The sequence below is a fragment of the Xylophilus sp. PBN-3R genome, assembly GCF_057747805.1.
Genome location: NZ_CM173225.1, coordinates 1,004,399 through 1,017,234, shown reverse-complemented (window position 1 = coordinate 1,017,234; position 12,836 = coordinate 1,004,399). Strand labels below are relative to the sequence as shown.

Here is a 12,836-nt window from a genome sequence, read left to right as displayed (position 1 = left end):
AACGACGAGAAGCCAGAAATGAACACCAACCCCACACCCCGACCCGTTCCCTATTCGCCGTCGGTCGAGACCATCGAGGACGACGAGGCAGAAGTCATCGCCGAACTGCGAGAGACCATGCTGAAGATGCAGAAGATCATGGTGGAAGACACCGGCCATGCGTTACGCAGCGTTCATGCCAAGAGTTTCGGTCTGCTGCGCGGCTCCCTGGAAGTGCTGCCAGGCCTGCCTGCGACGCTGGCGCAGGGCATCTTCGCCACACCCGGAACCTACGACCTGATCGCCCGTCTTTCCACCCCGCCAGCCGAAGAACTGGACGACCGTGTTTCGCTGCCGCGAGGCATGTCCTTGAAGATCATGGGCGTGGAAGGCGAACGCCTGCCGGGCTCGGAAGCCGACACCACGCAGGATTTCCTGATGGTCGACGGCCCGGTCTTCAATGCACCCGATGCCAAGCATTTCCTGCGCAGCCTGAAAGCGCTGGCATCCACCACCGACAAGGCCGAAGGCGGCAAACGCGCGCTGTCGGTCCTGCTGCGTGGAACGGTGAAGGCGCTCGGCGCGGTGGGCGTCGAAAGCCCGAAACTGACCTCGATGGGCGGCCACAGGCAGACCCATCCGCTGGGCGAAACCTTCTTTACCCAGGTGCCACTGCGTTTCGGTGACTACATCGGCAAGCTTTCGCTGGCTCCGGTGTCGCCGGCACTGACGGCGCTGAAGGACCAGCCCCTGCCCGACGAACTGGCCGACGACCGGGACGGCCTGCGCCGCGCCGCCAACGATTTCTTCGCTGGTAACGATGGCGAATGGGAACTGCGCGTGCAGCTCAACACCGACCTCGAAAAGATGCCCATCGAGGACGCGTCGGTCGAATGGCCGGAAGAACTCAGCCCCTACGTGGCCATCGCACGTGTGCGTATTGGCAGCCAGACCGGCTGGAGCGAGGAACGCTCCAAACTGGTCGACGACGGCCTGGCTTTCAGCCCCTGGCACGGCGTCGAGGCGCACCGACCGCTCGGCAACGTGATGCGGGCGCGCAAGGAGGCCTATCCCTCATCCGTGGCATTCCGAGGCGCTGCCAATGGTTGCCCGATGCATGAGCCGTCCGGGATGCCGCCCCTACCGAACTGACCCGCCAGATGCGGCCCGGCGCCAATACCGCCGGGCGCCCGAAGCACCCGCGGTCTCAGTCGTTGTCGCGCCGGAAGCCGGGTTCATCGTGACCTTTCAGCATCCACAGGCGCAGCGCCATGTAAAGCTCCTGCGCCCTGACCGCCTTGTGCCAGGCCCCGAGAATGCCTTCGGCGGTAGCCAGGCGCTGGCGGACGGTGTTCACGTGAATGCCCAGCGCTGACGCCGTTTCCCTGGCGTTCTGGTTCCGTTCGAAATAACACAGCAGGGTCGAGGTGAGTTCGGACCCTTTTTTCTCATCGATCGAGACCAGCGGACCGATCGTCGAAGCCAGGAACGCATCGAGGCTGGCGGCGTCCTGGGTTTCGAACAGCACCGAATACAGCGCCATCTCGTTCTGGCCGACGAACTTCGCTCTCACGCCCATTCGCCGCAGCAAACCCAGCGCACGTCGCAACACCGGATAGAGCGCCGGCAACTCTTCCACCGCCTTGATCGGCCTGGACTGGATCCCGCAATAACGACCGTCGAAATCGTGGCCGGCCAGTGCGCCGAACGCTGCGATCACCCTGTCGGCGCGCGTGGTGTTGCAAAGGATCCCGACGAAGCCGTCCATCTCGTCGAACACCGCGTCCGCCAGGGTCGACCGATCCCGCAGCCGGCGTGTCACGTAGCCGGCCTCGAGCGCTCCCGGGTCGATCAGGAGCAGCGACATGGGCTGGCCGGTCTGGATGCCGAAACGCTCGGCCCGGTCACGCAGCGTCATGGTGTCGTCCTGGCGGAACGACAGCACGTTGCGCAGCAGGGCTGCGGCATCCCGCGTCTGCGATGCGGCCACCCGTTCCTGCGACAGCAGCACCACACCGATCACGCTGGCGCTGCGCTCCAGGGTACGGACCGACAGCTCGTCCAGGTCGCCTTCGCGGTAGAGCAGGATGGCGCCGAGCAGATCGTCGCCGCCGATCACGGCGACCACGCGGCATGTCTCGCCGGCCGATCCGAAAGCCAGGACGGACCTTCCGCTGACGCGGCTGGCGCCGAGCGAACGGCGTATCGCGTCGCTGTGGGGGCCGTACGGCTCGTAAGCGGCGGCAGCCGGCCCGGTGTATCCCGGCGCGGCGCCCCGGCTGATGACCTGCGAGGCCTCGTCCACGATCAGCACGCTGCCGCCGAGCAGCCGTGCGACCAGCTCGCACAGGGCCGAAAGCGACGCGCCGCGGGCCAGCAGCGAGGTCAGCTGTTCGTGCGCTTCGGCCGCGGCCTGCACGTTGCGGGTGTGGTGTTCCAGCTGGGCCCGCGCGGCCTCGGCGTTGTGTAGCGCCACGGTCGCGTCCTCGAAGGCACGGGCATTGCGGATGGCGACCGCGCCGTGGGTGGCAAGGGTGCTGAGGATGGAAACATTCAGGGCGTCGTGCGTGCGGTGGTAACGGTCGGCGACGAACAGCAGCCCGATCACCTGCCCGTCCCAGATCAGCGGCACGCCGACCAGCGCAGCGATGCCCTCGGCACGAAAGGTGTCGTCGAGCGACGCATCGTGGGTGAACCGGTTGTCCTGCAGGTAGTTGGGCGTGACGAAGGGCATGCGGGTGGACATCACCACGCCGGCCACGCCCAGGCTGCGCGCGGCGGTCATGCGGGCGGTGCCCAGCACCAGCGCCCCGTCGGTGGATACGGCGCGGAACTCGCCGACCTCCGGGTCGTAGATCGACAGCCACGCCAGGTGCGCGCCCAGCAGTTTGCGCGCCCGCACGACGATGGCGTGCAGCAGGCCGTCGAGGTCCAGGCGGCTCGACAGGTCCTGCGCCGATTCGCTGACCGCGAGCATGCCGCGCTCGCGCTGCTGCTGCACCTCCTGCCGGTTGCGCACCGCCATCGCCATGCGCACCAGTTCGACCACGCCGGACCGCCGGGCCGGGTCGGGCAGGTTTTCTGCCTGCAACAGCCGCCTGGAGAATTCCTCGGCCGGGGCGCCGGTGTTCAGCAGGCCGATCAGTTCCGCGAGCAATGTTTCCACCCGGGTGTCGCCGTTCATCTCTTCTCTCCACTGCGTGTCTGGCGGCACTGTAAGCCAGCCCTGCCGAGGGTTTACACGGCGTGCGGGGCACACATCGCCATCCGGCTTCCGGTGTGCACCCTGCACATTGGATCCGGGCCGCGTCAAAAACATACTGCGTGCACCCCGTCGTCCCGGTCCAGGGACGGCACCAGACACGAAAGACACCCGATGGGTATTCTCGATTCCCTTCGCCCGGCACCCGGCCTCCGGGTGCTGGTCACGGCAGGCGCCAGCGGCATCGGCGCAGCGGTGGCCCGGGCCTTCTACGAAGCCGGCGCCCATGTTCACGTCTGCGACATCGACCGAGCGGCGCTCGACCGCCTGAACGCCGACGCGCCCCGCATCACCACCAGCACCGCGGACGCCTCGGTTTCACAGGACGTCGACAAGGTGTTCGACGACCTGCGCGGCACGCTCGGCGGGCTGGACGTACTGGTCAACAACGCCGGCATCGCCGGCCCGACCGGCCCTATCGAATCGCTGGAGGCGGCGGATTGGGAAAGGACCATCGCGGTCAACCTGCACAGCCAGTACTACTTCGCGCGCCGCGCCGTTCCCTTGCTGGCCGGGTCGGGCAACGCCGGCATCGTGGCGATGAGTTCGGTCGCCGGCCGCCTCGGCTATGAGTTGCGCACGCCCTACGCATCCAGCAAGTGGGCCATCGTCGGGCTGATGAAATCGCTGGCCATCGAACTGGGGCCGCGCGGCATCCGGGTCAACGCGATCCTGCCGGGCACCGTGGAAGGCGAACGCATGCGCGGCGTGATCGCGGCCCGCGCCGCGGTGGCCGGCGTCGGAGAAGACGAGATGCGCGCGACCTACCTTCGCAAGATCTCCCTGCGCCGCATGGTCGACGCCGAAGACGTCGCCGCGATGGCGCTGTTTTTGAGCGCGCCGGCGGCACGCAACATCACCGGGCAGGCGATCAGCGTCGACGGAAACATGGAATACCTGTAAGCACAACGAACGAGACGAAACCATGAAGACCATCCCATCCTGCCCCACCCGTGTCATCGCCCTCGCCGCCTGCCTGGCGGCCACCGCAGCCTCGGCCGCGCCCATCAAGATCGCGGTGATCGAATCGTTGTCCGGCCCGCAGGCTGCCACCGGCCTCATCTACCGCAACGCGGCGCGTTATGGCGTCGAGAAGATCAACGCCGCCGGCGGCTGGAACGGCGAGCCGCTGCAACTGGTGGAGTACGACAACCAGGGCGGTCCGACCGGCGCGGCCGACAAGCTCAAGGCGGCCATCGCCGACGGCGTGCAGATGGTGGTCCAGGGAGCGTCGTCGGCCATCGCCGGCCAGATCACCGACGACATCCGCAAGCACAACGTGCGCAACCCGGGCAAGGAACTGGTGTTCTTCAACATGGGCGCGGAAGCCCAGGAGCTCACCGGCGACAAGTGCCAGTTCTATCACTTCCGTTTTGCCGCCAATTCGCAGGTGCGCACCAAGACGCTGGTGGTGGCGATGAAACAGGCCAACGTGCTGGGCACGCGTGTGTATTCCATCAACCAGAACTATTCCTGGGGCCAGGACATGGAAAAGGCCATCGTCGAGGACGCTTCGCTCGGCGGCTATCAAGTGGTGGAAAAGACGCTGCACGACGTCAACAAGATCCAGGACTTTGCGCCCTACGTCGCCAAGATCAGCGCATCGAAGGCCGACTCGGTGCTGACCGGCAACTGGTCCAACGACCTGCTGCTGCTCATGAAGGCAGCCAAGGCCGCCGGGCTCACCACCCGCTTCGGCACGGTATACCTCGACCAGCCGGGCAACCTGGCCAACGCCGGCGACCTGGCGGTGGGCCACTATGTCGCTCAGACCTTCAACGCCGAGGCCGGCGGTGCCGCGGGCGAGGAGTTCGTGGCCGACTACCGCGCCAGGACCGGGCATGTGCCGGTGTTCGTCGAGGCGCATACCGCCTTCGGCCTGGCGATGGTGGGCGACGCCCTGAAACGCGTCAAACCCGAGAACGGCGCGCTCAACGTCAAGGCCTTTGCCACCGCGCTGGAAGCCACCCGCATCAAGACGCCGATGGGCGAGCTGAGCATGCGTGCGGCCGACCACCAGGCGCTGCTGCCCATCGTCGTGTCTTCGGTCACCAAGGATGCGAGGTTCAAGGTCGACGGCACCGACATGGGTTTCAAGCCGGCACGCCTGTTCACCGCCGACGAAGCCGCCGCACCGGCGCAGGCTTCGTGCCGCATGCAGCGCCCGTCCTGAAGCAGATCGCGAGCCGGCCATGGACCAGTTCCTGATCTCGCTGTTGAACGGCACCATCTATGGCTTGCTGCTGTTCATGGTGTCCGCTGGGCTCACGCTCATCTTCGGGATGATGGGCGTGCTGAATTTTGCGCATGCCTCGTTCTACATGCTGGGCGCGTACTTCGCGTACACGCTGCAGGGCATCGTCGGTTTCGGCTTGGCGGTGTTGCTGTCGCCGCTGGCGGTGGGGCTGGTGGGTATGGTGGTCGAACGTTTCTTCCTGCGCCGGGTGCACCACCACGGCCATGCGCACGAGCTGCTGCTGACCTTCGGGCTGTCTTTCATCATCGCGGAGCTGGTCAAGCTGTTCTACGGCAATTTCCCGGTCAACTATCGGGTGCCCAAGGCGCTCGACTTCTCTGCCTTCACGCTCGGCGGTGCGAGCTATCCGGCCTACCGCATCCTGATGGGCGTGGTGGCCATCGCGATGTTTGTCGCCATCTACCTGCTGCTCACCCGCACGCGGGTGGGCATCGTGGTGCGTTCGGCCATCTACCGGCCGCGCATGGTCGAGGCGCTGGGCCACAACGTGCCGCTGGTTTTCATGGGTGTCTTCGGCGTGGGGGCGGCGATGGCCGGCCTGGCCGGTGCGGTGGCGGGCGCCTTCTACACCACCAACCCCAACATGGCGCTGGAGCTCGGGGTGATGGTGTTCGTGGTGGTGGTGGTCGGCGGCCTGGGCTCGCTCGGCGGCGCCATGCTGGCATCGCTGCTGATCGGCGTGCTCACTTCGCTGGCGGTGTCGATCGACGCGAGTTTTGCCGACCTGCTGGCACCCTTCGGCGGCCGCGCCTGGGCCGAAGGTGTCGGCGGCCTCCTGACGCTGAAGGTTTCGAGCCTGTCGGCCACCCTTCCCTTCGCCCTGATGCTGCTGGTGCTGCTGTTGCGGCCCAACGGCCTGCTAGGCGAGAAAGCATGAACCGCATGAGACGCCATCTTTCCCTTCTCGTCGCCGGCGTGGCGCTGCTGGTCGCCCTGCCCTGGCTGCTGTCCCAGGGCCTGGTGAATGCGGCCATCCAGATGCTGATCGCCGCGCTGTTCGCCTGCGCCTACAACCTGCTGTGCGGCCAGGGCGGCATGCTGTCCTTCGGCCATGCCGCCTACTTCGGCGTGGGCGCGTTCGCCACGGTCCATGCCATGAACGCGCTGGGCGGCACCGGCCTGCTGCCGACACCGCTGCTGCCGCTGGCCGGCGCCGCGGGCGGCCTGTGCTTCGGCACCCTGGCCGGCTATTTCGCCACCAAACGCTCGGGCACCTACTTCGCGATGATCACGCTGGCCATCGCCGAGCTGGTGCATTCGCTGGCGCCCCATCTCAAGGACGTTTTCGGCGGCGAGGCCGGCGTGTCGTCCACCCGCATGCCGGCGTGGGGACTGGACTTCGGCAGCACCAACCAGGTGTACTACCTGACGCTGGCCTGGGTGCTGATGTCGCTGGCCCTGCTGTTCCTGTTCACCCGCACGCCGCTGGGCCGGCTGACGCTGGGCCTGCGCGAGAACGCGCATCGCCTGCGTTTCCTGGGCTACGACACCCACCGGCTGAGCGTGATCGTGTTCGCCGTCTCCGCCATGTTCTCGGGGGTCGCAGGCGGCCTGCAGGTGATGAACAACGAGTCCGCCAACTACGCGGTGTTCGACCCTGCCCTGTCCGCCGCCGTGGTGCTCAACACCTACATCGGCGGGGTGAAGGTGTTCCTCGGGCCGGCGCTCGGCGCGGCCTTGATGACCTTCTTCGGCTACGCCATCTCCGACCTGACCCAGTCCTGGCTGCTCTACCAGGGCACGCTCTTCGTGCTGGTGATGATGTTCATGCCCACCGGACTGGCCGGCCTTTTCGGACTGCTGGGCCCGCTGCGGCGGCGCTTCGGCCTGGCCGCGCTGCTGCCGCTGGTGCTGCTGTCGCTGGGCGCGGCCCTGCTGCTGAGCGCCGGCGGGGTCTTCGTGGTCGAACTTCTGCAGCGGGTCTTCTCGCAGGACTACCGCGCCATGGCCGCGCTGCCCGGCGCCGTCGCCTGGCCGCCGGTCACCCTGCTCGGCCGGCCGTGGTCGCCCCAGGCCGCGGGCACCTGGTTGCTGCCGGCTGCGCTGCTGGTCGTCGGAGGGCTGCTGGGCTGGCGGGCCGGTGCGCGGATGCGCGGCCTGGAAACCCGTGAAGAACGACCAGCGGCGTGTACCACCCCCGCCCGACGGAGCCCCGCATGAGCGAAGCCATCCTCAGCCTGCGCGGCTTGCGCAAGTCCTTCGGCCCGACCGAAATCATCCGCGGCGTCGACCTGGACATCCTCGCCGACGAGCGCCATGCGGTCATCGGCCCCAACGGCGCCGGCAAGTCGACGCTGTTCCACCTGATATCCGGAAACCTGTCGGCCACCGCCGGCACCATCCGGTTCGAAGACCGCGACATCACCGGCAAGACACCCCAGGCCATCAACCATCTTGGCCTGTCGCGCTCGTTCCAGATCACCAACATCTTCCCCAGGCTCACCGTGTACGAGAACCTGCGGCTGGCGGTGATGCGACCGCGCGGGCTGGCCTACACCTTCTGGAAGTTCATCGACGGCGACGCCGAGACACGCCGCCAGACCGAACGCCTGCTGGCGCTGGTGCGCCTGGAAAAACGCGCTTTCACCATCGCCGGCGAAATGGCCTATGCCGAGCAACGTTCGCTGGAGATCGCCATGACGCTGGCATCGGACCCCAAGCTGATCCTGCTGGACGAACCCATGGCCGGCATGAACCACGAGGAGACCGCCTATACGGCGCAGCTCATCCGCGAGGTGACCCGCGGCCGGGCGCTGCTGATCGTCGAGCACGACATGGAGGTGGTGTTCTCGCTGAGCGACCGGGTGACGGTGCTGGTCTACGGCCAGCCCATCGCCACCGGCACGCCAGCCGAGATCCGGGCCGATGCCGCCGTCAAGGAAGCCTACCTGGGCGAGGAGGCCGCCGCATGAACGCAAGCCCAGCCCTGCTCGCCGTGCGCGACCTGCATGCGCATTACGGCAAGAGCCACATCCTGCACGGGGTGAGTTTCGAGGTCGGCTCCCGCGAGGTGATCAGCCTGCTGGGGCGCAACGGCTCGGGCCGCTCGACCACCATGAAATCCATCATGGGACTGGTGCCGCCCACCGCCGGCGAGGTGGCGCTCCAGGGCCGCCCGCTGGCCGGTGCCCGGCCCTACGCCATCTGCCGCGCCGGCATCGCCTACGTGCCGGAAGAGCGCGAGGTGTTCGCCAACCTCACGGTGGACGAGAACCTGCGCATGGGCGAACAACCTGCCCAGCCCGGCGCCGTGCAGTGGACCGTCGAACACATGTTCGACTATTTCCCGCGCCTGAAGGAACGCCGCAACACCAGCGCCGGCAACCTGTCGGGCGGCGAGCAGCAGATGCTGACGATGTGCCGTTCGTTGCTGGGCAATCCGCTGGTGATGCTGATCGACGAACCCACCGAGGGCCTCGCGCCGAAGATCGTGGTGCAGGTGGGCGAATGCATCCGCGACATGCACGCCAGGGGTGTGTCTGTGGTGCTGGTGGAACAGAAGCTGGCCATCGCCCTGAAGGTGTCCACCCGTGTCTGCGTGATGGGCCACGGCCGCATCGTCTTCGAGGGTTCGCCCCAGCAACTGATGGCCGACCCGCAGCTGCTGTCCGACTGGCTCGCCGTCTGAGCGAGCCGGCAATCTTTCCTCCTGAGAACATTCCCATGGCCAAGAAACAAGACAAAGTCATCATCTCGTGCGCGGTCACCGGTTCGGTGCACACGCCCACCATGTCGCCCTGGCTGCCGATCACGCCCGAGCAGATCGCCGAGCAGTCCATCGCCGCGGCCGAGGCCGGCGCGGCCATCCTGCACCTGCATGCGCGCAATCCGCAGGATGGCAGCCCCACCTACGATCCGGCGGTATTCGACCAGTTCGTGCCGCGCATCCAGGCGGCGACCGACGCGGTGATCAACATCACCACCGGCGGCAGCACCCGCATGACACTGGAACAGCGGCTGGCCTACCCGCTGCAGCTTCAGCCGGAGATGTGTTCGCTGAACATGGGGTCGATGAACTTCTCGATCCACCCGGCCGCGCGCCGCATCAGCGAATGGCGGCACCCCTGGGAGCAGCCCTATATCGAGGGCATGGAAGACCTGATCTTCCGCAACACCTTCAAGGACATCAAGCACATCCTGCAGACCCTGGGGGACGGCTGTGGCACACGGTTCGAGTTCGAGTGCTACGACGTCGGCCATCTCTACACGCTGGCGCATTTCGTCGACGAAGGGCTGATCGAGGGTCCGCTGTTCATCCAGTCGATCTTCGGCATCCTGGGCGGCATCGGTGCCGATCCGGAAAACCTGGTGACCATGCGCAGCACAGCCGACCGGCTGTTCGGCCGCGACGGTTACCGCTTCTCGGTGCTCGGCGCCGGCCGGCACCAGATGCCGCTGCTGACCATGGGCGCGGTGATGGGCGGCAACGTGCGGGTCGGGCTCGAAGACAGCCTGTATCTGGGCAAGGGCGAGCTGGCCCGCTCGTGCGCAGACCAGGTCCGCAAGATACGCCGCATCCTCGGTGAACTCTCGCTCGAGATTGCGACACCGGACGAAGCTCGCGAGATGCTGGGGCTGAAAGGGCGCAGCGGAGCGTCTGCGCCGGCATGAAGCCGGCCCCCCGGCCTGACCCGGCATCGTCTAAACCCGCAACACTGCCGGCAACACGGGGGGAAGCGGGAAAGGCCTCGTTCTCCGAAAGCGGCTTGGCCTTTGCCGGATACCTGGCTCAGATGCGGTACCGGTCCACCAGCTGCCTGGCGATCACGGTGCGGAGGATTTCGTTGGTTCCCTCGCCGATGCACATCAGCATGGCGTCGCGGTAGTAACGCTCGATCTCGTACTCCACCGAGTAGCTGTAGCCGCCGAAGATGCGCATGGCCTCCTGCGCGCAGAAGGCGCCGGCTTCCGAGCCCGCGAGCTTGGCCATGGCCGCCTCCAGGTCGCAGCGGGTGCCGGCGTCGTACTTGCGCGCAGCCTGCTCGATGAGCCGCTTGGCGCCTTCCACCTGCGTCGCCATGTCGGCCAGCTTCAACTGCACCGCCTGGTGTTCGCAGATGGGTTTGCCGAAGGCGCTGCGCTCCTGCGCATAACGCAGCGAGAGCTTCAATGCGCCTTCGGCGATGCCGGCACCGCGCGCGGCGACATTGATCCGCCCCAGTTCCAGGCCGCCGGCCGTCTGGTAGAAGCCCTGCCCTTCGACGCCCCCCAGCAGGCGGTCGCGCGGCACCCGGAAGTCTTCGAAGTTCAACTCGCAGGTGTCGATGGACCGGTAGCCCATCTTCTTGAGCTTGCCGACGACATTGAAACCCGGGCCCTTCTCGGCGATCAGCAGGCTGATGCCCTTGTGGCGCGGCTGGGCCGCCGGATCGGTCTTGACCAGCAGCAGCGTGCCGTGGCCGTACATGCTGTTGGTGATCCAGGTCTTGTTGCCGTTCACCACGTAATCGTCGCCGTCCAGCCTTGCCACGGTGCGGATGGCCTGCAGGTCCGAGCCGGCGTTGGGCTCGGTCAGGCCGATGCTGCCGCGGAACTCGCCGGTGGCCATGATGGGCAGGTATTTGCGTTTCTGTTCCTCGGTGCCGGAGCGCTCGATGGCGGCGGCCATGATGAGGTGCGAATTGAAGATGCCCGACGGAGCCATCCACACCGAAGCCACTTTGACGACGATCTGCGCATAGGTCCAGGCCGAAAGGCCGAGCCCGCCGTATTCCTCGCCGATGGTGGCGCCGAACAGGCCGAGTTCCTTCATCTGCTCGACGATCTCGTGCGGGTACTCGTCGGCCTGGTCGAACTTGCGGGCGACCGGGCGCAGCTCCTTTTCGGTCCAGGCTTCCACCGCATCGACAAAGGCCAGCTGGTCGTCGGTATCCGCAACGTTCTGGTGTGCGATGTCGTTCATTTCAGTACCCCACCTTGTCTTCGACGCTATGGCCCTGGCGGGCGATCAGCATGGTCCGGCTGAAGGTGCAGACCACCTTGTCGTCCTGGTTGGTGCCCACGGTGCGCACGGTGACGATGCCGGCGCCCGGCCGCGAGGAAGACTCGCGCTTGTCCAGCACTTCCGAGGTGGCATAGAGGGTGTCGCCGGCGTACAGCGGGAAGGTCAGCTTGATGTCGCTCCAGCCGAGGTTGGCGATCGCCTTCTGGCTGACATCGGTGACGCTCATGCCGACCATCAACGCCACGGTGAAGGGACTGCAGACGATGCACCGGCCGAATTCGCTGGCCTTGGCGTATTCGGCGTCGAAGTGCATCGGATGGGTGTTCATCGTCAGCAGGGTGAACCAGGTGTTGTCGGTCTCGGTGATGGTGCGGCCGGGCCGGTGCTCGTACACGTCGCCGACGGCGAATTCCTCGTAATGGCGGCCGAAGCTCTCGCGATAGCGTTGCTTGCCGATTTCCTTGATGACCTGAACCATTTTTATGTCTCCTGTGAAAGGGTTTGGATTCAAAGGGCGCCGGCACGGGCGGCGATTCCGCGTGCCTTGCGCAACACGGGCGCATCGACCATGGCGCCCCGGAAAAGATAGGCGCCGGCAGGCGACGCGCCGACACCGGCCAGCAGCGCCGTCGCCCACTCGACCTGTTCGGCGGGCGGCATGAAAGCCTGGTGAATGGTGGCGATCTGGCTCGGATGGATGGCGGTCTTGCAGTCGAAGCCGAGGGCCAGCACCCGGCGGGTCTCGGCGTCCAGGCCGGGCAGGTCCTGCAGGCCGATGTGCGGCACGTCCCAGGCCTGCAGGCCTGCGGCGCGGGCCGCATTGACGAGAGCGCCGCGCGCATGCAGCAGGCCGTCCCAGCCGAACTCGGCGCCGAGTTCGGCCGAAAGGTCGGCCCCGCCCAGCATCAGGGCGCGCAGCGCGCCACTCGCGCGGGCGATTTCACGGACGTCCTCGATGGCGCCCGGCGTCTCTAGCAGCGCGACCAGCGCCGGGCAACGCTCGCCGAGCCACGACGATACGCAGGGCAACTCGGCGGCGGCCTCCACCTTGGGCAACAGCAGCCAGCGGGGCATGGCGGACGCCGAGGCCAGGGCCAACAAGTCCTGCAGACCCTCGAGCGTGCGCACGGCGTTGATGCGAAGGGCCACCGGCGTGTCGTCCTTTCGCGCCGAGATCCAGGCCAGCGCATCGGCGCGGGCCGCCGCCTTGCGGCCGGGCGCGACCGCGTCTTCGAGGTCGATGCAGACCAGGTCGGCACCGGCGGCCACGGCCTTGTCGAAACGCTCCGGCTTTTCGCCGGAAACGAAGAGCATGGAGCGCGGCGGCGCCATGCGAAGCGATGGATTCGGGGACATGAATTGCCTTGTCTCTCGGTTCTATTTGTCCGTACATT

Annotated in this window: 12 protein-coding genes; 8 read left to right on the top strand and 4 right to left on the bottom strand. The window is 66.9% G+C overall.

The annotated features are described in order from the left end of the window. The first annotated feature begins 18 nt into the window (after nt 1-18). Entirely contained in the window at nt 19-1,131 is a 1,113-nt protein-coding gene (locus AC3ANW_RS04650) for a catalase family protein (RefSeq protein WP_488344035.1), read from the top strand. A gap of 55 nt (nt 1,132-1,186) precedes the next feature. Here AC3ANW_RS04650 and AC3ANW_RS04645 read toward each other — a convergent pair whose 3' ends face one another. Beyond that, nucleotides 1,187-3,163 carry a helix-turn-helix domain-containing protein gene (locus AC3ANW_RS04645; RefSeq protein ID WP_488344034.1) on the bottom strand — a complete coding sequence of 659 codons (1,977 nt, stop codon included), beginning with the start codon at nt 3,161-3,163 and terminating at the stop codon, nt 1,187-1,189. A 192-nt stretch (nt 3,164-3,355) separates the two neighbouring features. Between AC3ANW_RS04645 and AC3ANW_RS04640 the strand changes: the two genes are divergently transcribed. From AC3ANW_RS04640 to kce, 7 genes are read left to right on the top strand one after another with little or no spacing between them, the layout of a single operon-like run. Further along, nucleotides 3,356-4,144 carry an SDR family oxidoreductase gene (locus AC3ANW_RS04640; RefSeq protein WP_488344033.1) on the top strand — a complete coding sequence of 263 codons (789 nt, stop codon included), beginning with the start codon at nt 3,356-3,358 and terminating at the stop codon, nt 4,142-4,144. A 22-nt stretch (nt 4,145-4,166) separates the two neighbouring features. Next, nucleotides 4,167-5,414, top strand: coding sequence for a branched-chain amino acid ABC transporter substrate-binding protein (locus AC3ANW_RS04635; RefSeq protein WP_488344032.1), 1,248 nt, complete (start codon nt 4,167-4,169; stop codon nt 5,412-5,414). A 19-nt stretch (nt 5,415-5,433) separates the two neighbouring features. Beyond that, on the top strand, nt 5,434-6,375 hold the full coding sequence (locus tag AC3ANW_RS04630) for a branched-chain amino acid ABC transporter permease (protein ID WP_488344031.1): 942 nt from the start codon (nt 5,434-5,436) through the stop codon (nt 6,373-6,375). A gap of 5 nt (nt 6,376-6,380) precedes the next feature. Continuing rightward, nucleotides 6,381-7,658 carry a branched-chain amino acid ABC transporter permease gene (locus tag AC3ANW_RS04625; protein ID WP_488345354.1) on the top strand — a complete coding sequence of 426 codons (1,278 nt, stop codon included), beginning with the start codon at nt 6,381-6,383 and terminating at the stop codon, nt 7,656-7,658. Beyond that, complete coding sequence (locus tag AC3ANW_RS04620) at nt 7,655-8,410, top strand: ABC transporter ATP-binding protein (protein WP_488344030.1); 756 nt, start codon at nt 7,655-7,657, stop codon at nt 8,408-8,410. The genes AC3ANW_RS04625 and AC3ANW_RS04620 overlap by 4 nt, the downstream gene beginning before the upstream one ends. After that, the gene (locus AC3ANW_RS04615) at nt 8,407-9,126 is read left to right on the top strand and encodes an ABC transporter ATP-binding protein (RefSeq protein WP_488344029.1); all 720 of its coding nucleotides are present in this window, start codon (nt 8,407-8,409) and stop codon (nt 9,124-9,126) included. Before AC3ANW_RS04620 ends, AC3ANW_RS04615 begins: the two co-directional genes overlap by 4 nt. Nucleotides 9,127-9,161: 35 nt before the next feature. Then, nucleotides 9,162-10,109: a 3,5-dioxohexanoate:acetyl-CoA acetone transferase gene (gene kce / locus AC3ANW_RS04610; RefSeq protein ID WP_488344028.1), complete on the top strand. Its 948-nt coding sequence runs from the start codon at nt 9,162-9,164 to the stop codon at nt 10,107-10,109. A 118-nt stretch (nt 10,110-10,227) separates the two neighbouring features. Here the strand turns inward: kce and AC3ANW_RS04605 are convergent, their stop codons facing one another. Genes AC3ANW_RS04605 through AC3ANW_RS04595 form a run of 3 tightly spaced genes read right to left on the bottom strand, consistent with a single transcriptional unit; the run spans nt 10,228 to nt 12,798 of the window. Further along, a complete protein-coding gene (locus tag AC3ANW_RS04605) occupies nt 10,228-11,400 on the bottom strand; it encodes an acyl-CoA dehydrogenase family protein (RefSeq protein WP_488344027.1) in 1,173 nt (390 codons plus the stop codon). 1 nt (nt 11,401) lies between these two features. Beyond that, on the bottom strand, nt 11,402-11,920 hold the full coding sequence (locus AC3ANW_RS04600; protein ID WP_488344026.1) for a MaoC family dehydratase: 519 nt from the start codon (nt 11,918-11,920) through the stop codon (nt 11,402-11,404). Between the two features lie 29 nt (nt 11,921-11,949). Then, on the bottom strand, nt 11,950-12,798 hold the full coding sequence (locus AC3ANW_RS04595) for an HpcH/HpaI aldolase/citrate lyase family protein (protein WP_488344025.1): 849 nt from the start codon (nt 12,796-12,798) through the stop codon (nt 11,950-11,952). Nucleotides 12,799-12,836: the final 38 nt, after the last annotated feature.